The organism is Deltaproteobacteria bacterium, from assembly GCA_029210625.1.
GTDB lineage: Bacteria > Myxococcota > Myxococcia > SLRQ01 > SLRQ01 > JARGFU01.
In genome coordinates, this window is sequence record JARGFU010000003.1 from 200309 (window position 1) to 225947 (window position 25639).

The 25639-nt window shown below is 71.5% G+C and carries 21 protein-coding genes; 10 read left to right on the forward strand and 11 right to left on the reverse strand.

Translation table 11 applies throughout. The features are described 5' to 3' along the window. Positions 1–11: 11 nt before the first annotated feature. Positions 12–998, forward strand: a complete 987-nt coding sequence (locus tag P1V51_04290) for a Gfo/Idh/MocA family oxidoreductase (protein MDF1562237.1) — start codon at positions 12–14, stop codon at positions 996–998. A 7-nt stretch (positions 999–1005) separates the two neighbouring features. Here P1V51_04290 and P1V51_04295 read toward each other — a convergent pair whose 3' ends face one another. Further along, positions 1006–2130, reverse strand: a complete 1125-nt coding sequence (locus tag P1V51_04295) for a DegT/DnrJ/EryC1/StrS family aminotransferase (GenBank protein ID MDF1562238.1) — start codon at positions 2128–2130, stop codon at positions 1006–1008. Between the two features lie 170 nt (positions 2131–2300). Here P1V51_04295 and P1V51_04300 point away from each other — a divergent pair, with 170 nt between their 5' ends. Continuing rightward, a complete protein-coding gene (locus P1V51_04300; GenBank protein ID MDF1562239.1) occupies positions 2301–3158 on the forward strand; it encodes a class I SAM-dependent methyltransferase in 858 nt (285 codons plus the stop codon). Here P1V51_04300 and P1V51_04305 read toward each other — a convergent pair. From P1V51_04305 to P1V51_04315, 3 genes are read right to left on the reverse strand one after another with little or no spacing between them, the layout of a single operon-like run. After that, positions 3155–4255, reverse strand: a complete 1101-nt coding sequence (locus P1V51_04305; protein ID MDF1562240.1) for a glycosyltransferase family 4 protein — start codon at positions 4253–4255, stop codon at positions 3155–3157. The genes P1V51_04300 and P1V51_04305 overlap by 4 nt on opposite strands. 4 nt (positions 4256–4259) lie before the next feature. Continuing rightward, the gene (locus P1V51_04310) at positions 4260–5336 is read right to left on the reverse strand and encodes an LptF/LptG family permease (protein ID MDF1562241.1); all 1077 of its coding nucleotides are present in this window, start codon (positions 5334–5336) and stop codon (positions 4260–4262) included. Next, positions 5333–6436 carry an LptF/LptG family permease gene (locus P1V51_04315; protein ID MDF1562242.1) on the reverse strand — a complete coding sequence of 368 codons (1104 nt, stop codon included), beginning with the start codon at positions 6434–6436 and terminating at the stop codon, positions 5333–5335. The genes P1V51_04310 and P1V51_04315 overlap by 4 nt, the downstream gene beginning before the upstream one ends. A gap of 42 nt (positions 6437–6478) precedes the next feature. Between P1V51_04315 and P1V51_04320 the strand changes: the two genes are divergently transcribed. From P1V51_04320 to P1V51_04335, 4 genes are all read left to right on the forward strand, one after another. Continuing rightward, on the forward strand, positions 6479–7123 hold the full coding sequence (locus P1V51_04320; GenBank protein ID MDF1562243.1) for an L-threonylcarbamoyladenylate synthase: 645 nt from the start codon (positions 6479–6481) through the stop codon (positions 7121–7123). Positions 7124–7190: 67 nt separating this feature from the next. Beyond that, on the forward strand, positions 7191–8162 hold the full coding sequence (hemB, locus tag P1V51_04325; protein ID MDF1562244.1) for a porphobilinogen synthase: 972 nt from the start codon (positions 7191–7193) through the stop codon (positions 8160–8162). A gap of 24 nt (positions 8163–8186) precedes the next feature. Further along, complete coding sequence (locus P1V51_04330; protein MDF1562245.1) at positions 8187–8387, forward strand: DUF4177 domain-containing protein; 201 nt, start codon at positions 8187–8189, stop codon at positions 8385–8387. Further along, positions 8365–8907 (forward strand): RDD family protein, encoded by a 543-nt coding sequence (locus P1V51_04335; GenBank protein ID MDF1562246.1) that lies wholly within the window; start codon positions 8365–8367, stop codon positions 8905–8907. The genes P1V51_04330 and P1V51_04335 overlap by 23 nt, the downstream gene beginning before the upstream one ends. A gap of 74 nt (positions 8908–8981) precedes the next feature. Here the strand turns inward: P1V51_04335 and P1V51_04340 are convergent, their stop codons facing one another. The 4 genes from P1V51_04340 to infA all read right to left on the reverse strand — a co-directional run bounded on the left by P1V51_04340 (position 8982) and on the right by infA (position 12921). Continuing rightward, the gene (locus P1V51_04340; protein MDF1562247.1) at positions 8982–10007 is read right to left on the reverse strand and encodes a hypothetical protein; all 1026 of its coding nucleotides are present in this window, start codon (positions 10005–10007) and stop codon (positions 8982–8984) included. Positions 10008–10337: 330 nt separating this feature from the next. Then, a complete protein-coding gene (locus tag P1V51_04345) occupies positions 10338–11669 on the reverse strand; it encodes an ABC transporter permease (protein MDF1562248.1) in 1332 nt (443 codons plus the stop codon). Beyond that, positions 11666–12667: an ATP-binding cassette domain-containing protein gene (locus P1V51_04350; GenBank protein ID MDF1562249.1), complete on the reverse strand. Its 1002-nt coding sequence runs from the start codon at positions 12665–12667 to the stop codon at positions 11666–11668. Before P1V51_04350 ends, P1V51_04345 begins: the two co-directional genes overlap by 4 nt. A 26-nt stretch (positions 12668–12693) precedes the next feature. Further along, positions 12694–12921 carry a translation initiation factor IF-1 gene (infA, locus tag P1V51_04355; protein ID MDF1562250.1) on the reverse strand — a complete coding sequence of 76 codons (228 nt, stop codon included), beginning with the start codon at positions 12919–12921 and terminating at the stop codon, positions 12694–12696. A 116-nt stretch (positions 12922–13037) separates the two neighbouring features. On the opposite strand from infA, the gene P1V51_04360 reads away from it, so the two are divergent. Both P1V51_04360 and P1V51_04365 read left to right on the forward strand, forming a co-directional pair. After that, a complete protein-coding gene (locus tag P1V51_04360; protein MDF1562251.1) occupies positions 13038–17075 on the forward strand; it encodes a response regulator in 4038 nt (1345 codons plus the stop codon). Between the two features lie 110 nt (positions 17076–17185). Further along, entirely contained in the window at positions 17186–19663 is a 2478-nt protein-coding gene (locus P1V51_04365; protein ID MDF1562252.1) for a hypothetical protein, read from the forward strand. A 77-nt stretch (positions 19664–19740) separates the two neighbouring features. On the opposite strand, the gene P1V51_04370 is transcribed toward P1V51_04365, so the two are convergent. From P1V51_04370 to P1V51_04380, 3 genes are all read right to left on the reverse strand, one after another. Beyond that, the gene (locus tag P1V51_04370) at positions 19741–20649 is read right to left on the reverse strand and encodes an SDR family oxidoreductase (GenBank protein ID MDF1562253.1); all 909 of its coding nucleotides are present in this window, start codon (positions 20647–20649) and stop codon (positions 19741–19743) included. Positions 20650–20739: 90 nt separating this feature from the next. After that, positions 20740–22167, reverse strand: coding sequence for a diguanylate cyclase (locus P1V51_04375; protein MDF1562254.1), 1428 nt, complete (start codon positions 22165–22167; stop codon positions 20740–20742). A gap of 56 nt (positions 22168–22223) precedes the next feature. Beyond that, a complete protein-coding gene (locus tag P1V51_04380) occupies positions 22224–23330 on the reverse strand; it encodes a peptidase MA family metallohydrolase (GenBank protein MDF1562255.1) in 1107 nt (368 codons plus the stop codon). Positions 23331–23388: 58 nt separating this feature from the next. Between P1V51_04380 and P1V51_04385 the strand changes: the two genes are divergently transcribed. Together P1V51_04385 and mgtE are read left to right on the forward strand one after the other, a co-directional pair. Then, complete coding sequence (locus P1V51_04385; protein MDF1562256.1) at positions 23389–24249, forward strand: class II glutamine amidotransferase; 861 nt, start codon at positions 23389–23391, stop codon at positions 24247–24249. 19 nt (positions 24250–24268) lie between these two features. Then, entirely contained in the window at positions 24269–25636 is a 1368-nt protein-coding gene (mgtE, locus tag P1V51_04390; GenBank protein MDF1562257.1) for a magnesium transporter, read from the forward strand. Positions 25637–25639: the final 3 nt, after the last annotated feature.

Consider the following 25639-nt stretch of genomic DNA (forward strand, 5'->3'; position numbering starts at 1 on the left):
GGTCCGATTCGATGGGGTTCGGCGAGTACGGCATCATTGGTTGCGGTCCCTGGGGTCTGCGCCTGCTCTCGGTGCTCCGGCGGTGCTTCGACGAGAGGCTGGTCGGCCACGTCGCTGATCTCCGGCCCGAGCGCCTCGCGGCAGCGGCCCGCATCGATCCGACCGTCTGCCTCCATGCGAGCCACGAGAGCCTCCTGCAGAGCCCCGGGCTGACGGGGATCCTGGTGGCCACGCCGACCCCGACCCATGGGGACCTGGTGGAGGCGGGCCTCGAGCGGGGTCTGGACGTCTACGTGGAGAAGGTCCTCTCGATGGACCTCGCCCAGGCCGGGCGGATCGAAGGGCGGGCGCTTCGCGAGGGAGCGCGACTGCAGCTGGGGCTCCCGTGGCAGCACGGCCCCGTCGCCACGGCCCTGCGCGGGCTGCTGGACCGAGGGACCCTCGGGGCCCTCCGTTCGTTGCAGGCGACCCGGGTCGGCGCCAGCCCCCTGCGGCGCAGCGAGGGCGTCATCTGGGATCTCCTCCCCCACGACGTGGCCATGGTCCTGCAGGCCATGGGGAGGGTGCCTCAGGCGGTCCGCGTCCGGGAGGCGGTGCAGGAAGCGGCCGGGGCCGAGCTCGTCGCGGTCACGGTGGAGCTCGGCCTCGACGATCGAGTGGTCGCGACCCTGCGGGCATCGTGGGTCGAGGATCGCACGGTGCGAAGCTGGGTGCTGGAGGGGGAGGCGGGGACCGCCCGGGTCGACGAGATCGAGCGGCGCAGAGATCTTCGGCTCGATGGCGAGACGCTGGCCGCGGACACCGACGAGCCGCTCGAGGAGGCCCTCCGGGCCTTCCTCCTCCCGGCGGCCGACCCCGGCAGGGCGGCTCCCGGGTGCTGGGGTGTCGATCTGAGTCGCGTGCTGGCCACCGCCGCCGAGGCGGCGAACTGCCCTGGCCGCTGGCTCCCGATCCTGCCGCTCCCCCGCGAGGTCGGGGGCGAGATCGCCGCAGCCTGACCGCTCCTCACCAGCCGCGGGTGTGCGCGAAGCGCGCGATGGCCTCGCAGATCCGGGCGATCGCCTCGGGATCCAGCTGCGGATGCAGAGGCAGGGAGATCAGCCGGGCGCAGGCGGCCTCCGTCACCGGCAGGTGACCGGGCGGCAGGCCGAGGTGGCGGTACGCCGGCTGCAGGTGGAGCGGATGGGCGTGGTGCAGCCGGGTCTCGATCCCCTCGGAGGCCAGGTGGTGGTGCAGGGCGTCTCGCTCGGGGACCTGCAGGGGCAGCAGATGCCAGACCGGCTCCGCCTCCGGCCGGACCCGGGGGAGGGTGACCGCAGGGACCTCGTGCAGGGCCTGCCGGTAGGCCTCGACGCGCTCGCGCCGCGCCTCGTTCTCTGCGTCCAGCCAGTCGAGCTTCTTCTCCAGCACGATCGCCTGCAGCGCGTCGAGGCGACTGTTGACTCCCTCCTCCTCGTGCAGGCCGGTGGGGCCCCGCCCGTGATTGGAGAGGCGGCGGATCCTGGCCGCCAGATCCTGGTGCTGGGTGGTCACGGCGCCGGCGTCGCCGAACGCCCCGAGGTTCTTGGAGGGGTAGAAGGAGAAGCAGCCCGCGTCACCGATCCCTCCCACGCGGCGGCCGCCCCAGCGGGCGCCGTGAGCCTGAGCGGCGTCTTCGATCAGAGGCACCTTGGCGTGGTCCGCGATCCGGCGCAGCGCGGTGAGGGGGGCAGGGTTGCCGTAGAGGTGCACGGCGAGGATGGCCCGCGTGCGCGGTCCGATGGCCCGCTCCACGGCCTCGGGATCGATCAGGTAGGTCTCCGGATCGGTCTCGACGAAGACGGGGCGGGCACCGTTGAGGGTGATGGCCTCGACGGTGCCGATGAAGGTGTTCGCGACGGTGACCACCTCGTCTCCCTCGCCGACCGCCAGGGCCCGGAGAGCGAGGTAGAGGGCGTCGGTGCCGTTGGCCACGCCCACGCAGTGAGCGGCCTCCGCGTGGGCAGCGAAGGTCCTCTCGAAGGACTCGACCGCGGCCCCCCCCACGAAGCTGGCCTGCCCGATCGCGGCCTCGAGGGCGGGCAGGAGCTCTGACATCAGGTCGCGGTGGAGCGCCGGCAGGTCGAGGAAGGGAATCGGTCGGAGAGGCATCGCGGCAGGAGTATCTCCGGGGAGAGAGGGAAAACAAGGCGCCCGGCCCGCGCGCCCACCGCGCCGGAGGAGGCTCGCCGGGTGGGCAGAGGTGGGGGGCTGGCATTTCCCACCACCTCATGGTTTCTTGCCGGGCCCATCGGGCAGGGCGCCCGGGGAGGACGAAGCGCGTGGACCAGAACCTGTCCCATCCCTTCGAGCGCAGCGGGCTCGCCGCCCTCTCGGATCTCGAGACCCCCGCCTGGCGGGAGGTGCTCGCAGAGCTCGAGCGGCAGCAGGAGGCCTTTCTGGAGCGGGAGTCCTCGTTCCGGAGCCCGGACTACCGGTGGCCGCGGGATTCGCTCCACACCTGGAGCCGGGTCTGGGAGTACCCCTACGCCCACGCCCAGCTCCGGGCCCACCTCGTGGGCAAGGAGGGCGGGGAGCGCTCCAGGGTCGTCGATCTCGGCAGCGGCGTGACCTTCTTCCCCTTCGCCGTCGCCCGGCTCGGCTATCGGGTCTCCTGCCTCGACGTGGATCCCATCTGCGCCCGTGACCTGGAGCGCGCCGCCGCCTGCGTCGAGTCCGGACCCGGGGAGGTGGAGTTCCGCCTCATCGAGGGGGAGCGCCTCCCCTTCGATGACGAGGCGGTCGACGCGGTCTACTGCATCAGCGTGCTCGAGCACATCCCGGACTTCGAGGGCACCGTCCGGGAGATCGCCCGGATCCTCCGGCCGGGAGGGAAGCTGGTCGTGACCTTCGATCTGGACGTCCGGGGTGACTCCGAGATCGGGCTCGAGGCTCACCGGCGCCTGCTGGGGGTGCTCCTGGCTCACTTCGAGCTCCACTGGCCGGAGGTCTCCGTGCATCCGGCCGATCTGCTTCAGACCACCAACGGCCCCTATCCGCTCCCGACGACGCCTCCGCTGCAGCACCTTCGAGGCTTCGTGAAGCAGCGGATCGTGAAGCCGCTGCTGCGGATGAAGCCGAGGCGCTACCTGCCGCCGCACCTGGCCGTTCAGGGGCTGACCCTGCGCCGGCGCTCCTAGCCGCGGGCTGCACTCTCGAGGAGCCCCAGCTCCCGGGTCGCGACGACCTCCTGGCTGCACTGGCGCTCCATCCGCAGCCGGGCGGCACGAGACATCTCCAGGTAGCGTGCTGGATCCGAGACCAGCTTCCTGACCCCTGCGGCGATGGCCTCCGGGCTCTCGGGCTGGACCAGGAAGCCCTCGACTCCGTCATCGACGAACTCCGGGATGCCGCCCACCCGGGTCGCCACCACGGGCAGGCCGCAGGCCATCGCCTCGCACATCGCGACGCCCTGAGCCTCGACCCGGCTCGGTGCGACGAAGAAGCCGTAGCGCGAGAAGAGCTCTGGCATCTCCCGGTGGGGATGGCCCCGGGTGATCAGGCTGGCGTTCGCGCCCGTGCTGCGAAGCAGCGCCTGGAACTCCGCCGCCATCGCCCCCTGCCCGTAGATGTCCAGGGAGGCCTCCTCGAGGCCGGCGAAGGCCCGGATGGCCAGGTCGATCCCGTACTTGGTGCTGTTCAGGCTCCGCGTGGTGACGCCTCGGGTGCGCCTCGCCGCGTCGAGGCGGTAGGCGAAGAGGTCGGTGTCGACCGGGTTCGGGATGACCTCGGCGTTCGAGTAGCGGCGAAGGGTGTGGCGCTCGGCGACCTCCTGCATCCAGCGCGAGACGAACACGACCCGATGCTGGGTCGGGAGGAACCGGCGGACCGTACCCAGCTGGAGCGAGAGCCGGGGAACGAGCTTCACCCACTTCATCGCCCGCTCTCGCCGGGTCCTTCCGAAGGAGACGCTGCGCAGGCTGATCATCGCCTCGTGACCGTGGATCCAGGAGACCATGGGCCGATCGATCGATCGGGCCACCGGGATGGTGCGGAAGTTCGGGGCGTGCAGGGCGAGGACCTCGGGGTGGAAGTCCCGCAGCGCGCGCTGGAGGGTCGCCCGGCGCCCGGTGGAGACCGGGATCCCGTCGAGGGTGTAGGTGGCGTCTTCGCCGAGGGCGAAGGCCCCGACCTCCTGGCCACGATCGCCGTAGAGCCGCGCCCTGGCGTGGACGAAGGCGTAGTTGTAGGGCTTCTCCTCGGAGGGATACCCGGGACTGATGAGGGCAATTCGCATAGGGCTAGCGTCGGCGGAAGCCGAAGAGGGCGGCGCCGAGGGCGGCGGGGAGCAGGACGGGTAACCAGGCGGTCAGGGCCGGGGAGAGCATCCCCGCCAGGCCCATGGCCCGCAGGGTGGCGAGCAGGGTCCAGCCGCCCACCGCGATGACGACGCTCCAGCCCGCCGCCTCGACCTGGGAGGTCGGGGTGCGGGGTCCGAGGCCGAGCCCGAGGGCCAGCAGCGAGAGGCCGAAGGTGAGCATGGGCCGGGCGCTGCGGTCGTGGCGCTCGAGCCGCAGGGGGAGGGTGGGGCGCCCCTGCGCCTCGCGGTAGGCGATCGCGCGATCGAGATCGGCGACGCTCAGCTCCGAGGGCTGGCCGGGCACGCCCTGGAAGTGGTCGGGGCCGGGGCCGATGGGGAAGCCGCCCTCCTCGGCCTCGAGCAGCTCCGGCCTCGCGGGGTCGAGCTTCCAGACCCGGGCCCCGGTGGCCACCCAGGCGCCGTCGACGTGGCGCAGCCGATCGGCGCGGGCCAGGCGGGTGAGGCGCCCGTCGCTCGCGTCGTAGCGCGCGACCTCCTCGAGGTGGCGCCCCTCGGCCTTCACGCTCTGCACCTCGTAGATCTCCCCCCCGCTCCCCTTGAAGAAGGTGCGGGGCTTGTGGAAGAGGGTCCAGGTCCAGGTCCAGCGGCCCAGGGTGCGGGTCTCGAGCTGCACCACCGCCTGCTGGCCGGTCGGCGCGAGGTCCCGGGCGAGGAGGATACCGCCGCCCGAGACGAGGAGCGCGAGCACCAGGGCCGGCGCGGCGATCCGCCAGGGCGGCGAGCCGGCGGCCTCCAGCGCCAGGAGCTCCCGGCTGCGCTCGAGGTCGGCCAGGGTGAGCAGGAGGCCCAGGAGGGTGGCGATGGGCAGACCCTGCAGGATGATCCCCGGCAGCTTGTGGCCGTAGATCGTGAGGGTGAGGGCGAGGGCGTCGTCCCGGCCCAGGATCGACGAGGCCAGCTCGGCGAAGTCGCCCACCGCCAGGAGCGCGACCACCGCCAGGAGGGAGAGGGCCACCCGGGAGAGGAAGCCGGAGAAGAGGTGGCGGAAGGTGATCACGTCCGCTGCCTCCGGCGCAGGAGGAAGAGCCCCAGGAGGAGCAGCGCCGCGGAGGGGAGCCAGGGGGCGACCTCCACCGGCAGGGTGCCCGAGAGGGCCATGGCCTCGGTGAGGCGGCCGGCGACGAAGTAGAAGCCCAGGGCGAGGACGGCGAAGACCACCGAGGGGCCGCGCCCGCCGCCCTGGGCCCGGGGGACGCGCAAGCCCAGGGGGAAGGCCAGGAAGGCCAGGGCGATGCAGCCGAAGGGCAGGGCGAGGCGGCGGTGATAGAGCGAGGCGGCCTTGCGCCGCTCCCCGCCCTCGCTCTGCTCGACGTGGGCTGCCAGGGCCTCCTGGCCCAGGACGTCGAGGGCGCCGATGAAGCGCACCCGGCGGGCCACCGTGCGGGTGACGTCGAGGCCCACCACGCCGGTCTGGAAGCGGGTGCGGGTGAGGCTGGCCTCCTCCCCGGCCGCCTGGGCGGCGATGGCGATCTCGCCGTCCTCCACCTCCAGGGTGAGCGTCGAGGGGGGGTGGGGCTGGAGGCGGGCGCGGCGGGCGGTGATCGTGCCGGTGCGCTCGCCCTGGCGCAGGCGGATGAGCACGTCCTCGAGGGTGCCGTCCTCGGCCCGGCCCCGGGCGTAGAGGACGGTGTCGGGCACCTCCTCGTGGATCTCCCCGGGCGCGATGCCCAGCACGAGGTTGCGCTGCACGACCTCGGCCAGCCGGTCGGCGAGGGTGCGCAGGGAGTAGGGCTCGGCCCAGAGGGTGAGCCACGCGCAGAGGAGGGCCGCCGCGCAGGCCAGGATCAGGGGGCCTCGCCAGAGGCCGGCCGGGCTCACACCCGCCGCCTCCAGGGCCAGCACCTCGCGGTCGTCGCTCATCTTCCCCAGGCCCGAGACCACCCCCACCAGCACGGCCACCGGCAGGGTGAAGACCAGGAAGCGGGGGATGAGGAGGGCCAGGACCAGGACGAAGTCGCCGGCGGTCAGGCCCCGGCCGAAGGCCGCCTCCCCGATCCGCAGGATCTGGGTGGTGAAGAGGAGGAAGGTCGTCACCGCCAGGGTGACGAGCATGGGGATGCTCGTCTCGACGAGGGTGTGACGATCCAGGCGACGCATTGCGTGCAAAGCTACCAGGATCTGACCTACATTCCCCCACAAGTGATCCGGACGATCCCAGATGCGCGGGTGCCCGCGCTGGCGCCGAACCTGGCCCGGGCCGTGCGCCGGGCCGTGGGGCACCTCGTCGCCGGGGGCGTGGTGATCGCGCCCACCGAGTCCAGCTACGGCCTCTTCGCCTCGGTGCGCAGCGCCGCGGCGGTGAAGCGGATCGTGGCGCTCAAGGACCGGATGGCGGGCCACCCGCTGCCCCTGGTGGTCGCCGGCCCCGGCGGCCTCTCGGAGGTCGCGCGGGAGCCCACCCGGCCCGAGCGGATCCTGATGCACCACTTCTGGCCCGGTCCGCTCACCCTGGTGCTGCCCGCCCTCGAGGGCGTGCCTCCGGAGATCACCGCTGGCACGGGCACCGTGGGCGTGCGCATCCCGCCGCACCCCATCGCCGCGGCCCTCTGCTCGGCGGCCGGCCCCCTCACCGCCACCAGCGCCAACCCGACCACCCTCGCGGCGGCGCGCCGGGTCGATCAGATCGATCCGGCCCTGCTCGAGCACGACGTCCTGGTGGTCGACGGCGGCGACTGCGGTGATCATCCGCCCTCCACCGTGGTGCGGGTGAGCGAGGACGAGGTGGAGATCCTGCGAGAGGGACCGATCTCCGCCTCGCAGATCTCGGCCGTCCTCGGGCGCTGAAGACGGCGCGCTCGAGCGCGGGGCGGGCTGCCTAGGCGCGACCTCCCGGCGCGGCTATGGTGTGCCGATGTTTCCCCGAGAGAGACCCCGTCGCCTGCGCAACAACCCCGTCCTCCGCCAGATGGTCCGCGAGACCACCCTCTCCCCGGCGGACTTCATCTACCCGCTCTTCGTGGCGCCCGGTGAGGGCCTGAAGCGCCCGGTGGGCTCCATGCCCGGCGTCTACAACTTCTCGATCGACACCCTGGTCGAGGAGTGCAAACGCGCCTGGGACCTCGGGGTCCTCTCGGTCATCCTCTTCGGCATCCCCTCGGCCAAGGACGCCGTGGGCACCGAGGGCTACGCCGACGACGGCATCGTGCAGAAGGCGATCCGCGCGCTCAAGGAGGCCCTGCCCGAGCTCTACGTCATCACCGACGTCTGCCTCTGCGAGTACACCGACCACGGCCACTGCGGCATCGTGAAGGGCGAGGAGATCCTCAACGACCCCACCGTCGAGCTGCTGGCGAAGCAGGCGGTGAGCCACGCGAAGGCCGGCGCCGACATGGTCGCCCCCTCGGACATGATGGACGGCCGGGTGAAGGCCATCCGGGAGGCCCTCGACGCGGCGGGCTTCCGCGACACGCCCATCATGAGCTACGCGGCGAAGTACGCCAGCGCCTTCTACGGCCCCTTCCGGGACGCCGCGGACAGCGCGCCGAAGTTCGGCGACCGGCGCAGCCACCAGATGGATCCGGCCAACGCCCGCGAGGCCCTCCGGGAGATCCGCCTCGACATCGAGGAGGGCGCCGACATCGTGATGGTGAAGCCGGCGATGCCCTACCTCGACATCATCCGGCAGTGCCGGGACATGACCGATCTGCCGGTGGCGGCCTACCAGGTCTCGGGCGAGCTGGCCCTCATCGAGGCCGCGGCGGCGAACGGCTGGGTGGACCGCGAGCGGGTCATCCTGGAGAGCCTGCTCTCGATCAAGCGCGGCGGCGCCGATCTCATCCTCACCTACTTCGCTCCGGAAGCCGCCGAGCTGCTGCGGCGTTAGGGTAGGGTAGAGGTACTTCAGGCGATGGGCGAAGGCACCTACAAGGTCATCGAGCTGGCCACCGTCACCGACGAGGCCATCGAGGCTCGCCTCAACGAGATGACGGCGGCCGGCTGGACCCTGGACACCATGCAGTTCGCCATGCGCGAGTCGAGCAAGCGGCCGGCGATGGCCTTCCTGATCTTCACCCGCGAGGGGCGCGATGGCGAAGAGGACGCAGGCTAGCCCCGAGGCCGGCAAGAAGACCGGACCGCAGGGCCCCCGCTGGCCCAAGGCCGATCTGCTGCATCGGGCGGTCGCGCGCTTCGCCGACCTGGTCATCGCCATCCTCATCGGGCGCCTGGTCCCCGAGATCGGGCCGCTGATCGCCATCGCCTACATCCTGCTGGCCGACGGGCTGATGGAGGGGCAGTCGCCGGGCAAGCGCCTGGGCGGGGTGAAGGTGATCAACACCCGCACGAACCGCGCCGCTCGCTACCGGGAGAGCGCCCTACGAAACATGCCCTTCGCCCTGGTCGGGGTCTTCGCGGTCATCCCCCTCATCGGCTGGGTGCTCCTGCCCCTCGGTGGCCTCTTCGTGGCCATCTTCGAGAGCTACATGGCCTGGACCGACCGGCAGGGGCTGCGGATCGGCGACGTCTTCGCCGACACCCAGGTCATCGACGGCTCGGTGCCCATCGAGGATGGGGTCGAGGCGAAGCCGCTGGCCACGACCTCGGTGACGGCGCCGCCCGAGCCGGCCTAGGGTTCGCGAGGGCACCCCGGAGAAGCCGTGTACGTGCACGTGGACGTGGACGGGGTCGGGCCGACCTCGGCCGGTCAGGGTTCGACGATGGTCAACGAGATCTCGGGGGCGATGCGGAGGGGATCGGGGACGCCGGCGAGGCCGACCTCCAGGGACCAGGCGATGTCGATCGCCGGGCCGGTGGTCTCGGCCGTGGAGAGAATGATGATTTGTCGATGAGTGCATCCCCAGTCGGGCTGGGGGCACAAGTCGAGTGTCGTCGTCGTTGGCCGGCTGAACTCTACGGCGCCGGCAGTCGCCTCGATGGGGACGGCGATGGGGGGCAGAGGGAATCCGGGAATCCCGCTGACTCCCTCGTACTCGAGGAGAAGGGTGCGGTCCTGGCTTGCTCCAGCTTCCAGTCCGGCCCTGAGGGTGAGATCTGCCCAGATGACGATCGGGTGGGGGTCGGGCAGGCCCTCGAAGGTCACCTCGACGAGGACTCGGTCTCGCGGAAGATCGTCCTCGAGGCGGACGGTTCCTGTCGCGGTCTCGGTGATTTGCCAGGCGTCGACTGGGGACAGGGTGAACGAATAGCCTCCCTCTGGGCCCCATGAGCCATGGGTCATGAGACGGACATCGACTTCGGTCAGGAGCTCGAGAGCGACGTCCGCTGGCGCCAAGCCCCTCTCGGTGGCAGCGACGAACAGGAGTTGCGCGCGGCACGTGGTCTGCCAGGGCTCACAGAGTCCGCTCGACCCCGCCCGGTAGGCCGAGAATCCATCGGTGCCGTCGCCCCTCGGTTCCCATTCGCTGGGAGTCATCCCCACGATCCAGAAGCTGCCCTCGAGATCGGTGAAAGGACCGGGGTGCGGTCTTCCCGAGATCTGCGCCACCACGTCGACGTTCACCCCGTGGGCGACACCCGATTCGAGGGCGGCTTCGACCTCGATCGCCTGGATCCAGCGGAGGTTCTCCGGATCGATCTTCCCCACGAGGTCGGTGCTCTCGAAATGGGAACTCCACTGAGGTGGGGTCGTGGCGACGACCGCGACAGCGGTGGCGAGCAGCGCAGATACCTCGAGCGTCCGGCGCAGGAGGAAGCGGAAGCGGTCGGTCAAATGGGCACCCCCGGGAGGGCGAATGAGCCGCCCTCACTCGATCGAGAATAGCGGATGGGGAGGCGCTTCGGGGTGACGGGCGAGAAGTCGCGGGCTTTCGAGGGATCGAGGGAACCGACACGGCTCACGGCTCACGGCTCACGCGGGTTCAAGGCGTGAAGGAGAAGGGAAAGCGGGTATCCGGTTCACATCGGTGGCCCGCTGAACACCTTGCTGAGCCGTCAGCCGTGAGCCGCGAGCCGTGTCGGATCACCGGAGACCCTGAAAGTGAGCCGTGAACCTGGGAGAACCCGTGTACGTGGACGTGTACGTGTACGTGTACGGGGGGCTTCAGGGTCCACCCTTGCGGAAGAGCCCCAGCCAGGCGGTGAAGCTCCACCGCGCCCACAGGACCGAGCGCAGCAGCCTCGCCGCCATCCACACGGCGCCCAACCCCGAGGCGAGCAGGAGCCCGAAGGAGACGCAGAGCTCCCAGACCGGGATGTCGGTGATGGGGAGCCGCATGATGGTGGTCAGGGGCGCGGTCAGGGGGAAGAAGGTCAGCGCCCGGGCCCAGAAGTGATCCGGCGACTGCAGGATCAGGATGCTGCCCATCAGGGGGATCGCGGCGATGAGGGTGAAGATGCCGCTGAGCTGCTGGGCGTGGCGGGCGGTGTCGCCCACGGTGCCGGCGCCGAGCATCAGCGCGCCGAAGAGGAGGTAGCCGGCGAAGAAGTAGGCCACGGCCCAGGCCACGACCCACAGATCGATGGTGAGGTAGGGCAGGACGGCGGTGGCCGGGAGGAGCATCACCAGGATCCAGAGGCCGAACTGCAGGAGGCCGGCGCTGCCGATGCCGACGAGCTTGCCGAAGAGGAGCTCCTCGGGGCTGACGTTGGCGAGGAGCAGCTCGAGGATCCGGTTCTCCTTCTCCTCGGAGAGGCCGAGCAGCAGGTAGCCGGCGCCGGCGAAGATCGCCATGGCCAGCAGGCCCGCGGCGACCACCGGCAGGACGAAGCGGCGCAGCTCCTCGTTCAGCGCCGGGGGAGGGCGATCCTCGCCCCCGGGGCCGAGGAAGTGCTCCTCGATCTCGGCGACCCCCTCCATCGCCCGCTGCTCGACCGCCTCGGGCAGGCGCCCGGAGAGGAGGCCGTGGCGCAGGGCCCGGCGCAGGGAGAGGCCCACGGCGCCTCCCTTGAGCTGGCCGGCCTCGTCCTGCACCCGGTAGGTGCGCACCGCGCCGGTCTCGAGGTAGTTGGCCTCGAGGAGGGCGAGGACGGTGAGGGCGGGGGGCGCGTCCCCCTCGCCGAGGAGGGCGGCCCTCCCGGCGGCCTCGTCGGGGAAGAGGAAGAAGCGGTCGGGGGGGCGGGGCGCGTCGGTGGGATCCGGCGCCTCCTCGCCGGCGCCGGCGCCGGCCTCCCCGGCCATCAGGGCGGCGAGCGCCTCGGGGGTCTCGAAGGCGCCCGCGTCGAGGACGCCGGCCCGGTCGACGATGCCGACCCGCGCGGGCTCCGGTCCACCGACGATGCGCTCCGGATCGAGGAGCCCCTGGGCGACGACCCCGAGGAGGGGCAGCAGGGGCAGGAGGAGGGTGGAGAAGATCCACCCGGGGCGCCGGACAGTGGTCGTGAGCTCGCGCAGGGCGATGCGGCCGGCCATGGCGGGGCTGAAGGAGACGCTCATGAAGGGCTCTCCTCCTCGCCCGGGAGCGGCGTGGCGAGCTCCTGGCTGAGCCGCGCGCGCAGGGCCTCGTCGTCGGTGCCCTGCGCCTCGAGGACGGCCTCGATGAAGATCTCCTCGAGGGAGGGCTCGCAGCGGGCGAAGCTGCGGACCTCGACCTCGGCCTCGATCAGGGCTCGCAGGAGGGCGCGCTCGTCCACGCCCTCCGCCAGGCGGAGCTGGAGGGTCCCCCGCGTCTCGCCCTCGACCGTGGCGAGCCGCTCGATGACGGGCCCGGAGCCCTCGCCGGCGTCCAGCAGGTAGCGGCCGGCGCCGTAGCGAGCGCGCAGCTCGCCCACCTCGCCCTCGAGCAGCACCTTGCCCGCGCGCACCAGCACGACCCGGTCGCAGAGCTGCTGCACCTGGTCGAGGAGGTGGCTGGAGATGAGGACGGCGGCGCCGCGGGCCTTCAGCTCGCCGACGACCTCGGCCACCAGCCGGCGCCCCACCGGATCGAGGCCGGTGAAGGGCTCGTCGAGGATGACCAGCCGCGGCCCGGCGAGGATGGCCGCGCCGAGCTGCACCTTCTGCTGCATCCCCTTGGAGAGGGTGTCGGCCCGGGCGCGGGCGCGGTCAGCGAGGTCGACCCGCTCGAGCCACTCCCGCGAGCGGCGGCGCGCCTCGGCCGGGGAGAGCCCGGAGAGGGAGACCAGGTAGGTGAGCAGGGGCAGCACCCGCACCTTGGGGTAGAGGCCCCGCTCCTCGGGGAGGTAGCCCACCGAGGCCCGGGGGCGCTCGGCCGGGTGGTGACCGACGACCTCGACCGTGCCCGAGTCGGGGCGGAGCAGATCGAGGAGGAGGCGGACCAGGGTGGTCTTGCCGGCTCCGTTGGGGCCGAGGAGCCCGACGACCTCACCGGGCGCGAGGTGCAGATCGACGCCGTCGAGCGCCTGGGTGCTGCCCAGCCGCTTGCGGACCCCGGAGAGGCGGAGGAGGGGCTCGGTGGCGCTCTCCCGGGGCATCCCGTCCCGAGGCGAAGGGCCGCGACCTAGCGGGCGCGGTAGGTGATCCGACCCTTGGTGAGGTCGTAGGGAGAGAGAGCGACGGTGACCTTGTCGCCGAGCACGATCCGGATGAAGAACTTCCGCATCTTCCCGGAGACGTAGGCGAGGACCTCCTGGCCGTTCTCCTCGTCGCCGACGCGGACGCGGAACATCCCGTTGGGGAGAACCTCGGTGATGGTGCCCTCGACCTCGATCTGATCTTCCTTCGACATGCCTTCCTTTCGCTCCTTGAGGCGCGCGGAAGGTAGCCGCGCCGGAAGTCCCGGTCAAGCCAGCGGGAATCCTGCCTTTCTCCGGGAGCGCCCACCGTAGTAACCTGCCTGGAGGTATGGCGACATCCAGAGTGCTCATCGTCGAGGCCGATCAGGAGCTGGGCCTGTCCATGGCCTCGGTCATCCATCGGCAGGGTGTGGAAACCGAGATCGTCGAGACGGCCCCGGAAGCCAGACGGGTCCTGGAGGAGCGCGGCGCCGCCCTGGTGATCGTCCGCGCCGAGCTCGAGGGGACCTCGGGCTTCGCCTTCACCGGGAGGCTGAAGAAGTCCCCGGAGACCGCCGAAATCAAGGTGATCCTCATCTCCAGCGAGTCCACGCCCGCGGCCATCGAGCAGCACCGCAGCGGCCCGGCGCCCGCCGACGGCTACCTCCTGGTGCCCTTCGAGATGAGCAGCCTCGAACGGATGATCACGGAGTTCATTCCCGAGGGGTCGGGCGAGCCGGAGGCCGCGGAGGCGGCCGGGGCCGAGCCGGCCGACGGGGGTGAGGCCCCGGTCGAGGCCGTCGCCGAGGCCCCCGCCGAGGGGGGGCAGCCCGAGATCCCCACCGAGGGGGACGTGGACGCCGCCCTCGACGACGCCTTCTCCGGTCAGGGGGGAGGCAGCAGCGATCCCCTCGCCGGGGTCCCCGAGGTCCCCGCCGAGGCCTACGCGGCCCTCGGCCAGGCGCCCGGCGCCCCTCCGGGGCTGCCTCCGAAGCTGCCCTCCCGGGCCCGGAAGGAGTCGGTCACCGAGGAGGATCGGGCCTTCATCGATCAGCTCTTCGGCTCCCTCGCCGACCGCAAGTCCGAGCTGCTGGCCGAGGCCCGCCGCCGCAAGGCCGAGGCGCGGCCCAAGCGGCGCAGCACCCTCGGCGGCCCCGAGGAGAAGATCCAGGCCCTGCGGGAGGAGCTCAAGGATCGCGACATCGCCGTGGCCCGCCTCTCCGAGATCTGGCGGGCGCGCGAGCGCGAGGTCGGCGGCTTCGAGGACCGGGTCCACGAGAAGGAGGTCGAGGCCCAGGGCCTGAAGCTCCAGCTCCAGGACATGGTCTCGCGCCTCGAGAAGGCCCGCTCCGTGCTCGAGCAGCGCGAGGCCGAGCACTCGGCGATGGTCGACAGCCTCCTCTCCCAGAAGGTGATGGAGGAGAAGGACCTCATCGAGGTGGTCGCGGGCAAGGAGAAGCAGGTCAACGACCTGCGCCGTGAGGTCCGCGCCCGGGAGGACGAGGTCTCCTCCCTCGGGGTCGCCCTCGAGCAGGCCCAGCAGGACCACGACGTCCTCGAGAAGCGCAGCCAGCGGGCGCTCCTCGCCGCCGAGATGCGGGAGACCAAGCTCAAGGGCTCGCTGGCCGAGCGCGAGGGGCAGGTCGCCAACCTCCAGATCGACGTCGCCGTCGCGCGCGACGAGATCGCCGCCCGGGCCGCCGAGGCCGAGGAGCGGGAGGCGCTGCAGAAGCAGGCCTACCGGGAGCTGCAGGCCACCCTCGAGAAGGTGGAGGCCGACCGGGACTGGAAGCTGCGCGAGAAGATGGAGGAGATGGACCGGGCGCAGGCGGCCATCCTGCAGCTCGAGAAGGATCTCGACGCCACCCGGACCCAGCACGACGAGGAGCTCACCGAACTCAACGGGCTGCTCACCGAGTCCGAGACCCAGATCGACGAGCTGGAGGCGATGCTGCTGCGCACCGAGCAGCAGCGTGACGCCGTCAGCCAGAGCCTGCGGGATCGCCTGCAGGATCGCGCCACCACCATCGCCGAGCTCCAGGGCGAGCTCCAGGAGACCCGGGCCGAGGGCGTGCGCCGCGAGGCCGAGCTCGGCGAGACCCTCGAGGAGGAGCGCGCCCGCGTCGTCGATCTCGAGACCAGCCTGCTGCGCAGCCGCGAGGCGGCCAGCGAGGCCGAGGCCGAGCTGCGCAACCGGATCTCCGAGCTGGAGAAGTCCCTCGAGGACGCCCGGAACGAGCACGCGACCTTCGCCGAGGAGGCCGAGGCCCGCGAGGCGGGGCTGAACGAGGAGCTCTCCTCCGCCCGCGAGCGGATCGGTGAGCTCGAGGGCGAGCTCGAGGCCCTGGAGATCGCCAAGAAGGAGCAGGCCGAGGAGCTGCACGCCGAGATCGCCTCGCGCGACGAGGCCCTCGCCAAGCTGCAGCAGGAACTCGAGGAGACCCGCGCGGACCTCGAGCGGCAGCTGGCCCAGGCCAACGCCGACATCGAGGGTCTGCGGGGCGTGCGCGAGAACCTCACCGAGGAGCTCAACACCTCCCGCCAGGAGAACGCGACCCTCACCGGCTCCCTGGACGAGGCCCGCTCGCGGATCGGCTCGCTGGAGTCCGACCTGCAGACCTCCCGGGAGGAGTCCTCCCGGCTCACCGGGGATCTGGGCTCGGCCCGCGAGCGCATCGCCGGACTGGAGGACGATCTCACCGCCCTGCAGGAGGCCAAGGAGGCCTCCGAGGAGGCGCTGCGAGACGAGCTCGGCGCCCGGGACGAGACCATCGTGGGGCTCAACGCCCAGATCGCCGAGCTCTCGGCCGACAAGACCGGCCTCGAGGGCGAGCTGGAGCGGACCCGGGAGAAGATCTCCGGGCTCGAGGGCGACCTCGCTGCCCTGGGTCAGGCGCGGGACACCCTGGAGCAGAACCTCCGGGCCGAGATCGCCGCCCGGGACGAGGGAATGGCCGGGCTCGAGGGCGAGCTGGGCGAGGCCCGGGGGCGCATCGGGCAGCTCGAGGGCGAGCTGGGCGAGGCGAACGAGCGCATCGAGAACCTCCGGGCGGCGGTGGCCGACGGCGAGAGCCAGACCCAGACCCTGGAGCACGAGGCCGCCGAGGCGGCGCAGGCCGCGGCGAAGCGCGAGACCGAGCTGCACGGGATCATCCAGGCCCGGGATCAGAGCCTGGCCGAGCTGCAGGCCGCGCTCGAGCAGACCCGCGTGGCCGGCGAGGCCCAGGCCACCGAGCTGCAGGCCTCGGTCGCCGATCGCGAGGAGCAGATCCAGCGCCTCACCGAGCAGCTCTCGGAGTCCAACCGCAACCAGGCGGCCCTCCAGAGCCAGAGCGGCGAGCAGATCGCCGCCCTCCAGGCCCAGCTGGCCGAGGCCCAGCAGCAGGGTCAGGCCCTCGGCGCGCAGCTGGCCGAGGCCCAGGCCGGCCTGCAGCAGGCCGCGGCCGACGCCAAGGCGGCCGCCGACGCTCACGTCGCCGAGATGCACGCCATGCGGGCGGATGCCCAGGCGCAGATCGCCGAGGCCGACGAGATGGGCAAGGCCCAGGGCGTGGCCCTGAGCTCGATGACCGAGCAGAACTCCGCCCTCGAGGAGCAGGTGAAGGCCCTCGGTCGGCAGCTCGAGGAGCTGCAGGCGCGGGCCACCAGCGAGGCCGAGGCCGCCGGCGAGCGCGCCCGGAAGCTGGGCGCCGAGCTCGACGACACCCAGAGCCGCCTCTCGGCGGTGCAGGCCGAGCTCGACGAGACCCGGGCGGCCCAGCACCAGGCCGAGGAGTCCCTGCGCTCGGAGAAGGCCTCCCACGCGACCGCCCTCGAGGCCGCCGAGGAGAAGCGCAAGGAGACCGTCACCAAGGCCAACGGCTTCATCGAGCAGGCCAAGGAGCAGATCGCCGCCTACAAGAAGAAGATGGCCGCGATGGAGTCCAAGCTCGAGACCGCCGCCCAGGCCCAGGCCAACGCCGAGAAGAGCGTGCAGCAGCGGATGAAGGGGGCCGAGAAGACCCTCTCCGATCTGCGCGATCGCCTGGAGAAGGCCACGACCGAGGCCCGGGAGATGCGGGCGAAGGTCATCGCGGCCAAGGAGGAGGCGCGGGCCGAGGCCAAGGTCGAGATCGAGAAGCGGGAGGCCAGCCGCTCCCAGGAGCTCAAGCGCCTGCAGGCCGCCCTCCAGGAGAAGTCCAAGGCCCTCAAGGTCGCGGAGCTGGAGCTGGGGCGCCTGAAGACCCGCGGCGCCAAGGCCCGGCCGGCCGGCCAGGGGACCGGCGTCCGCGAGCGGCCGGAGATCTCGGACGAGGATGCGTCCTCCAAGACCATGGTGGCGCCCATCCCCAAGGCCGAGGACGAGGACGACGAGCTGGGCGACATCCTCGACAACCTCGGGGGCTAGGAGCGCGGGCCGCCGGCCGGCGGATCCTTAGCTCTTCCAGGCCCTTCCTGGCGAGGGTGCTCCGCTTCTTCTAGAATCGGGGGATTCCATCCCGGGGAGGGATCTCTCTAATGAAGTACGCGCTGTCCTCTGCAAGCCTCGGCCTGGCCCTCGTCCTCACGCTCGCCGGCTGTGACGGCTGCGGCACCGGCACCACCTACATCGACGGCGGCTCGGGGAACGACTCCGGGACGACCTCCTGCGTCACCGACTCCGAGTGTGCCTCGGGGTGGACCTGTGAGTCGGGCGTCTGCACCGAGCCCTTCTTCTGCCGCAGCGACCTCGACTGCCCGGCCGGCCAGACCTGCAACCTGCTGACCGGCTCCTGCGGGGGCGGGACCCCCGACGGCGGCACCGACGGAGGCGGCACGGACGGGGGCGGCACGGACGGCGGCGACACCGACGGCGGGGTGCAGATCTGCAATCCCCTCGAGGCCCGCTGCAGCGCCGATCAGCTCTCGGTGGAGGAGTGCGTGGCGGACGGCTCCGCCTGGAACGTCACCCCCTGCGTGGCGCCGAGCCCGGTCTGCTACTCGGGCGCCTGCGTGGCCTGCAGCCCGGGGGCGGCCACCTGCAACGGCGAGGTGGCCGAGATCTGCCGCGGCGACGGCTCGGGCTACGACACCCTCGACTGCGCCCAGAGCGGCCAGTCCTGCGTGGGCGGCGCCTGCCAGCTCTGCACGCCGGGCGCGACCCAGTGCGCCGACGCGACGACCGCCAGCACCTGCAACCCCACCGGTACCGCCTGGGTGGACACCGCCTGCACCAACGGCTCCTGCGACGCGGCCTCGGGCCAGTGCCTGGTCCAGACCTGCACCCCGGGGGTGCGCGCCTGCCAGGGCAGCCAGCTGATGGAGTGCAACGCCGGCGGGACCGGCCTCGATCTGGTCGAGGACTGCGCGGCCACCGGCAAGGGCTGCCAGGGCGACGTCTGCGTCTCCCTCTGCGATCAGGCAGTGGCCCAGAACTCCTACATCGGCTGCGAGTACTGGCCGGTGGTGCTGGCGAACTCGGTGGACGCCCGCTTCCACAGCGACTTCGCGGTGGTGGTCTCGAACCCGAACGTCTCGCCGGCGACCGTGACGGTGAACAACGCCGCGGGCACCCAGGTGGCCTCGACCACCGTGGCCGCCGGTCAGCTCGCGACGATCAACCTGCCCTGGAACGCGCTGGACGCGCGGGTCGCCGGGGCGGGGCAGAACGAGATGGTCCCGCACACCGCCAAGGGCGCCATCGCCTACCGGCTGGTGAGCGACGTCCCGGTGACGGCCTACCAGTACAACCCCCTCTCCAGCGTCTACGCCGGCCCCTGCCTGGAAGGGAACACGCCGGACAACCCCTGCTACTCCTTCTCCAACGACGCCTCGCTCCTGCTGCCGGCCCACGTCTACGGGGACGCCGCGGCCAGCCCGGCCAGCACCTACCTCTCCATGGCGATGCCGCACGCCAAGCTGCACATCGACCTGGTCTGCGTGGATCCGATCTTCGGCAACTCGAACTGGGGCTCGGCGGATCTCGCCCAGCCGGCCTTCACGGCCATCGTGGCCACCGCGCCGGGGACCACGAGCGTCACGGTGAACCCGCGGGGCGCCATCGCCACCGGCGACGGCGTGCCGGTGCAGATCGGCCCCGGGCAGGTGACGACCTTCACCCTGCAGCAGTACGAGGTGCTGCAGCTGGCCTCGGCGCCCAGCGGCTCGCCCACCACCGTCTCGGGCCAGCGGGGCCCCCTGGGCTCGGACCTCGACTGCCTCTTCGGCAGCTACTACTTCTTCGACACCCACTACGAGTGGCCGGCCTCGGACCTCACGGGCTCCATCATCACCTCGGACAAGCCGGTGGCGGTCTACGGCGGCGCGGAGTGCCGCTTCATGCCCTACGGCGAGTGGGCCTGCGACCACATGGAGCAGCAGCTCTTCCCCTTCGAGAACTGGGGATTCGAGTACGTGGGCACCCACTCCACGCCCACTGGCACCTCCGATCCGGGCGACATCTGGCGGGTCGTGGCGGCGGCGGACAACACGGTCGTGACCTTCACCCCTCCTTCGGCCTGCTCGACCTGCAGTGGCGGCCAGGCGACCCTGAGCGCCGGCCAGAAGCTGGAGTTCCAGACCAACCAGGACTTCATGGTCTCGTCCCCGGACGCGGCGCACCCCTTCATGCTGGTGCAGTATTTCGTGGGCCAGAACGCGACGGGCTCCAACGTGGGTGATCCGACGATGATCCTCTCGGTGCCCACGGCGCAGTACCGGAACGACTACGCGTTCACCACGCCCCTGACCATCGCCCAGGACTACGTGAACATCGTGAAGCCGACCGGCGCCGACGTCAGCATCGACGGGGTCCTGGTCTCGCCCGCGGGCGGCTGGGTGCCCATCCCCGGTACCCCCTGGGTGCGCGGGAGGGCCACGGTGAGCGACGGCGCCCACCGGGTCAGCGCGACCGCGCCCATCGGGCTGACGGTCTACGGCTACGACGAGTACGTCTCCTACGGCTACCCCGGCGGCCTCGATCTGCGGCCGATCGTCATCATCACCCCGGGCGGGTAGGGCGCGAGACGAAGACGGCCCGGGCCTCTCCGGAGAGAGGCGCCGGGCCGTGAGGCTTTCCCGAGCCAGAGGTCCGTCTAGGCCTTGATGTGCTTCATGAACTGGCCGAGGGAGTCCTGGATGGTCTCGCAGACCGTGTGGCCCTCCATGGACTCGATGGTCTCCCAGTTGTCCCGGACCTGCTCCGGGGTGAGGCCCTCCTTGGCCACCACCGCGAAGGGGCCGGTGCGGGCCCAGCGCAGCCGGGTGACGAGGCCGGCGCCGACCTCGTAGACCTGCCCGTTGGAGGTGCACTCGTCCGAGCAGAGCCAGGCGACGAGCGGCGAGACCAGGTTCGGGTCGAGGTGCTCGAGGACCTCGGGGGGGAGGATGGTCTCGGTCATCCGGGACTTCGCGAAGGGCGCGATGATGTTGGTGTGGATGTTGTACTTGGCGCCCTCCTGGGCCAGCGTCTGGCCCATGCCGATCAGGCCGGCCTTGGCGGCCGCGTAGTTGGTCTGGCCGAAGTTGCCGTAGAGGCCGGCGGCGGAGGAGGTCATGATCACGCGGCCGTAGCCCTGCTCCAGGAAGAGCGGCCAGGCGGCCTTGGTCACGTTGAAGGAGCCCTTCAGGTGGACGTTCAGGACCGCGTCGAAGGCGTCGTGATCCATCTTCTTGAAGGAGGTGTCCCGCAGGATGCCGGCGTTGTTGATGACCACGTCGAGGCGGCCGAAGGTGTCGACGGCGGCCTTCACCATGGCCTCGGCGCCGGCCTGCTCGCTGACCGAGTCGTAGTTCGCCACGGCCTTGCCGCCGGCGGCCTCGATCTCCTCGACCACCTTCTGGGCCGGGGTCTCGCCGGAGCCCTCGCCCTGGAGGGAGCCGCCCAGGTCGTTCACCACGACCTTGGCGCCGTGCTTGGCGAAGAGGAGGGCGTGGGAGCGGCCGAGGCCACCACCGGCACCGGTCACCAGGACTACCTTGTCGTCGAAGCGGACGTCGCTCATGGGGAGTCTCCTTGGGGGAAATAGGTTGGGCGGAACCTATCTCCGATCGAGGTCGCCGTCAGGGGGTCGTGCGGAGCGCCGGCCGGAGCCTCAGCTCGCGGCGCGCATGCCCGGCTCGTAGCGCATCCACTTGTTCCGCCCGGCGTCCTTCGCGTTGTAGAGCGCGATGTCGGCGTGATCGAGGAGATCGCGCCAGCTGGCGGCGTCGTGGGGGTAGGAGGCGACCCCGATGGAGAGCGTGATCTTGCCGAGGGGCTGGGTCCCCTCGTTGGGGAAGATCCGCTCCTCGACCGCCGCCCGTAGCTTCTCGGCGACCTCGGGAGCCCGGTCGCGGTCGATGCGAGGGAGCACGACGGTGAACTCCTCGCCGCCGTAGCGGGCGAGGGTGTCGACCGAGCGCACGTGCTCCTTCAGCGTCCGGGCGACCTCGATCAGCACCCGGTCGCCCATGGGGTGGCCGTGGGTGTCGTTGTACTTCTTGAAGTGATCGATATCGATCATCACGACCGTGAAGGGCTGGTGGAAGCGCGCCGACCGCGTGATCTCCATGTCCAGCTGCCGCTCGAGCTCCCGGCGGTTGAAGAGGCCGGTGAGGGGGTCGGTGATCGAGAGCTCGAGGGTCTGCTGGTAGAGGCGGGCGTTGATGATGGCCAGGGCCGCCTGGGTGGCGACGGTCTCGAGGAGGCGGATCTCGTTGCTGGTGAAGGCGCCGACCACCGGCCGGTTGAAGGCGAGCCCGCCCACCGGCTCGCCGCGGTGAATCATGGGCACCACCAGCACCGAGCCGTCGTCGCTGCGGCGGCCCTTGTAGTGGAGGTAGCGCGGCTCGTCCCGGGTGTTGGGGACGTAGACCGTCCTGCGCGACTCGTGCATCACGCCGATGAGGCCCTCCTCCTCCGAGAAGCGCAGGCTCTCGACCTGCTCCCGCATCTCGTCCTTCATGCCGAAGGTCTCGGTGACGGCGTACTCCCGGTTCTCGTAGTCGTAGAGGAGGAGGGTGAACTCGTCGAAGCCCAGGGCGATGCCGATCTTCTCGGTGACCTGGGAGAGGACCGCCTGCAGGTCGAGGGAGGAGGAGATGGCCTGGGTGACGTCGATGAGCAGCGAGAGCTCCCGCACGCGGTCGGCGAGCTCCTCCCGGCCGGCGGCGAGCTGCTCCTGCAGTTCGAGCTTCCGCTGCATCCACTCCTTCTCGACCTCGGAGTCGATGTGGGTGGCGGCCAGATCGGTCACCCGGGCCAGCATGATGTTGAAGCTGTTGGCGAGCTGGCCGATCTCGTCGGCGCTGCGCACCTTGGCGCGGATGAGGAACTCACCGCCCTGGGCGCGCTCCATCACCTGGGTGAGCTCGGCCAGAGGATCGAGCACGAGGAACTTCAGGGCGGCGGAGGCGCCGAGGAGAGCGCCGATGATGGCGCCAGCGATCACCCAGGCCTCTCGCGGGTCGGGGTTGCGGCCCGAGAGGATGATGCCGCTGAAGGCGAGCACCAGCGCGATCAGCGAGAGTGCGATCGCCATCTTGCGCCAGATCCGGCGCCTGATGAATCCCACGACCATCCCCCAAGCCTACTTGATCAGTGCAGGTACGGCACCTTCCGGGGCTCATCTTCCGGGTCGTCGGGGCCGTCCTCGTCCGCGTCACCTTCCGGGCCCTCTTCGCCGTCCTCGCCGCTGTAGATCCGGTCGAGCTCATCGAGCTGCTGGGGGCTCAGGGCGACGCCCTGGTGCAGGAGCTCCTCCAGCTCCATCCGGCGCATCCCGGCGCGGTTCTGCCGGCGCTTTCGCCAGTAGGCCAAGAGGAAGAGCAGGCTGGTCAAGGTCCAGAGGGTCCCGCCCGAGGCCAGGAGGGGCACCCAGGTGAAGCGCAGCCGCAGATCCTCGTGCCAGGCCTTCTCCAGCTTCCAGAGGGGGCTGCCGGTCCCGACCTCCAGGGCCGCGTCGAAGTCGGCGCCCTCCTTCACCGAGGCGACCAGCCGGTGGATGCCCCGCTGGCCGTGCTCCCGGAAGAGCCAGCCGACGAAGTCCACCGCCTCGGCGTAGGCCAGCTGGACGTCCAGGGGATCCTCCGGCCAACCGCGCCCCAGGTCGATGAGGTCGATCCAGTCGCCCCGGAGGGTGGCGGTGGCCAGGGTGGCCGTGCGCCCCGGGTCGAACTCCGCGGCGTGGTAGACGGCCATCCCCTCCAGGAACCATCGGGGGAAGCGGTGGGGGGCGATGCGGTCCAGGGCGAGGTGGGAGATCTCGTGCAGGAGCACCTGCCGGGGGGGCTGCCGGCCGCCCTTGGGGGAGGCGTCCAGGACGATCAGGTTCAGGGAGGGGTAGGCCAGGCCCACCGCCCAGCTCGGCGCCGTCTGACCGTCCGGCTGGAGGGCCTGGAAGGCCGACCGGCTCATGGCCACCCGCACCTCGGTGCGGCCCGGGTAGTCCTGCCCGAGGTTCTCCTCCAGGGCGTTGCGCAGGCCCTCGGCCTCGGCCGCCACTGCCCGCGCCGGCGCGGCCGCGTCGGGGAAGGCCACGAAGCGGAAGCGGGGGCTCTCGGCGACGAGCTCCGCGCCCTCGGGGAGGGGGAGGGAGGCCTCCTCGTGCACCCGCGCGGGGCCGACCAGGGGCTCCTGCGAGTAGGCTCCGGCCTGCGCGGGCAGCAGGAGGAGGGCGAGGAGGAGGAGCAGGACCCGGCGCATTGCCGACAGGGTAAGGACGTGGGAGGCATGTGCCACCCCTTTCGGAGAATCAGCCCGCATGTGCCGCTTCGCCCTCTACCTCGGCCCGGATCTCCCCATCGCCAGCCTCATCACCGAGCCGAGCAACTCGATCATCCACCAGAGCTTCCACTCGGCGGAGCGCGAGGAGCCCCTGAACGGAGATGGCTTCGGCCTGTGCTGGTACGTCGAGGGGCACGAGCGGCCGGCCCTCTTCAAGGACGTCTCGCCGGCCTGGAACAACCTCAACCTCCACGAGCTGGCGAGGGTGACCCACACCACGGCGCTGCTCGCGCACGTGCGGGCCGCCACGGCCGGCCTGCCGGTGACCCAGCTCAACTGTCACCCCTTCGTCGACGGCCCCATCTCCTTCATGCACAACGGGACCCTCGCGGGCTTCGCCCGGCTGCGAAAGCGGATCATCCACGAGATCTCCGAGGAAGCCTTCGCGCGGATCCAGGGCTCGACGGATAGCGAGTACCTCTTCGCGATCTTCCTCGACGCCCTCGGGGTGGAGCGCCACGCGGGGAAGGAGGGCCTCGACGCGCTCTCGGCGGCCCTCGAGCAGACCGTCGCCACCGCCGAGCGCCTCCGGCGGGCCATCGGCGAGGAGACCCCCTCCCGGCTGAACCTCGTCGCCTGCGACGGGCGCGTGGCCGTGGCCTGCCGCTTCGTCAGCGACGGAAACCTGCCGGCGCACAGCCTCTACGTGCAGCAGGGGGAGCGCTACGGGCGGGTGGGCGCGCACGTGCGAATGGAGGCGCCCGGCGAGTCGCACGCGGCGCTGGTGCTCGCCTCCGAGCCCCTCTCGGACAACACCGGGTGGCGGGCGATCTCTCCCGGGCATCTGGTGGAGCTCGAGGCAGGCCGGCCCTGGCGCGAGCGCCCGCTCGCCCTCTGATCTTCGACGGGAGGTCCCGATGCTGACCCCTGACCCGACCCTGCGTCCCTGGGACGAGCTGCGCCGCATCCTCTACACCGATGATCCCCGCGCCCTCGAGGACTACCTCGAGGGCCTGGGCGGGGGCGACGCGGCCCGGGCCCTCTCCCGCCTCTCGCGGCAGGAGCAGACCCGTGTCCTGACGACCCTCGATCCCGAGGAGGCCGCCTACCTCATCGAGGAGATCCCCGAGGCGCAGGCGGCCGATCTGGTCGGCGCCCTGCCCGCCGGCGACGCGGCCGCGATCTTCAGCGAGATGGACAGCGACGAGCAGGCGGACCTCATCGTCGCCATCGAGGCGGGGAGCGCCGAGGCCATCCTCGCCCGGATGGATCCCGGCGAGGCGACCGGGGTCCGCGCCCTCGCCAGCCACGATCCGGAGGAGGCGGGCGGCCTGATGCGCACCCGCTTCCTCTCCTACCCGGAGCGCGCGACCGTGCAGGACGTGCTCGAGGGCCTGCGGGCGGGCGCCGAGCACTACCGGGACTTCCAGGTGCAGTACAGCTACATCGTCGACGCCGGAGGAAGGCTGACCGGCGTCCTGCGCCTGCGGGACCTCTTCTTCACGCCCCCCGAGACCACGATCGCCTCGATCATGATCCGCGATCCGATCACCGTGCGGATCGAGACCCCCCTCGAGGAGCTGCAGTACTTCTTCGAGCGCAACGAGCTGCTGGGGGTCCCGGTCGTGGACGAGGCCGGCACCCTGATGGGCATCGTGCACCGCCACGACATCGAGGAGGCCGCCGGTGAGCGGGCGGACAGCGACTTCCTCAAGTCGCAGGGCATCATCGGCGAGGAGCTGCGCAGCATGCCCCTGCTGCGGCGCTCCCGCCGGCGGCTGGGCTGGCTGAGCGTCAACATCCTGCTCAACCTCCTGGCGGCGAGCGTGATCGCCGCCTATCAGGAGACGCTGGCCGCGGTCATCGCCCTGGCCGTCTTCCTGCCGATCATCTCCGACATGAGCGGCTGCTCGGGCAACCAGGCGGTGGCGGTGAGCATCCGGGAGCTCACCCTGGGGGTGGTGCGGCCCTTCGAGGTGGTGCGGGTCTGGACCAAGGAGGTCTCGGTGGGCGTCATCAACGGCGTCGTCCTCGGGCTCCTGATCGCCGTGGCCGCCTTCGTCTGGAAGGGGAACGCCTATCTCGGCCTGGTCGTCGGGGCGGCGCTCGCCCTCAACACCGTCGTCGCGGTCTCCATCGGCGGGACCGTCCCCCTGATCCTGAAGCACTTCGAGGTGGATCCGGCGCTGGCCTCGGGGCCGGTGCTGACGACCCTGACGGACATGTGCGGCTTCTTCCTGGTCCTGAGCCTGGCCACGGCGCTCCTGCCCCTCCTCGGAGGGTAGGGG

Bases quoted from the DNA above. Each gene is read 5' to 3' on its own strand.
- P1V51_04290 (MDF1562237.1), top strand. From the start codon at position 12: ATGGGGTTCGGCGAGTACGGCATCATTGGTTGCGGTCCCTGGGGTCTG.
- P1V51_04295 (MDF1562238.1), bottom strand. From the start codon at position 2,130: ATGCCTCTCCGACCGATTCCCTTCCTCGACCTGCCGGCGCTCCACCGC.
- P1V51_04305 (MDF1562240.1), bottom strand. From the start codon at position 4,255: ATGCGAATTGCCCTCATCAGTCCCGGGTATCCCTCCGAGGAGAAGCCC.
- P1V51_04315 (MDF1562242.1), bottom strand. From the start codon at position 6,436: ATGCGTCGCCTGGATCGTCACACCCTCGTCGAGACGAGCATCCCCATG.
- hemB (MDF1562244.1), top strand. From the start codon at position 7,191: ATGTTTCCCCGAGAGAGACCCCGTCGCCTGCGCAACAACCCCGTCCTC.
- P1V51_04330 (MDF1562245.1), top strand. From the start codon at position 8,187: ATGGGCGAAGGCACCTACAAGGTCATCGAGCTGGCCACCGTCACCGAC.
- P1V51_04335 (MDF1562246.1), top strand. From the start codon at position 8,365: ATGGCGAAGAGGACGCAGGCTAGCCCCGAGGCCGGCAAGAAGACCGGA.
- P1V51_04345 (MDF1562248.1), bottom strand. From the start codon at position 11,669: ATGAGCGTCTCCTTCAGCCCCGCCATGGCCGGCCGCATCGCCCTGCGC.
- P1V51_04350 (MDF1562249.1), bottom strand. From the start codon at position 12,667: ATGCCCCGGGAGAGCGCCACCGAGCCCCTCCTCCGCCTCTCCGGGGTC.
- infA (MDF1562250.1), bottom strand. From the start codon at position 12,921: ATGTCGAAGGAAGATCAGATCGAGGTCGAGGGCACCATCACCGAGGTT.
- P1V51_04360 (MDF1562251.1), top strand. From the start codon at position 13,038: ATGGCGACATCCAGAGTGCTCATCGTCGAGGCCGATCAGGAGCTGGGC.
- P1V51_04365 (MDF1562252.1), top strand. From the start codon at position 17,186: ATGAAGTACGCGCTGTCCTCTGCAAGCCTCGGCCTGGCCCTCGTCCTC.
- P1V51_04370 (MDF1562253.1), bottom strand. From the start codon at position 20,649: ATGAGCGACGTCCGCTTCGACGACAAGGTAGTCCTGGTGACCGGTGCC.
- P1V51_04375 (MDF1562254.1), bottom strand. From the start codon at position 22,167: ATGGCGATCGCACTCTCGCTGATCGCGCTGGTGCTCGCCTTCAGCGGC.
- P1V51_04380 (MDF1562255.1), bottom strand. From the start codon at position 23,330: ATGCGCCGGGTCCTGCTCCTCCTCCTCGCCCTCCTCCTGCTGCCCGCG.
- P1V51_04385 (MDF1562256.1), top strand. From the start codon at position 23,389: ATGTGCCGCTTCGCCCTCTACCTCGGCCCGGATCTCCCCATCGCCAGC.
- mgtE (MDF1562257.1), top strand. From the start codon at position 24,269: ATGCTGACCCCTGACCCGACCCTGCGTCCCTGGGACGAGCTGCGCCGC.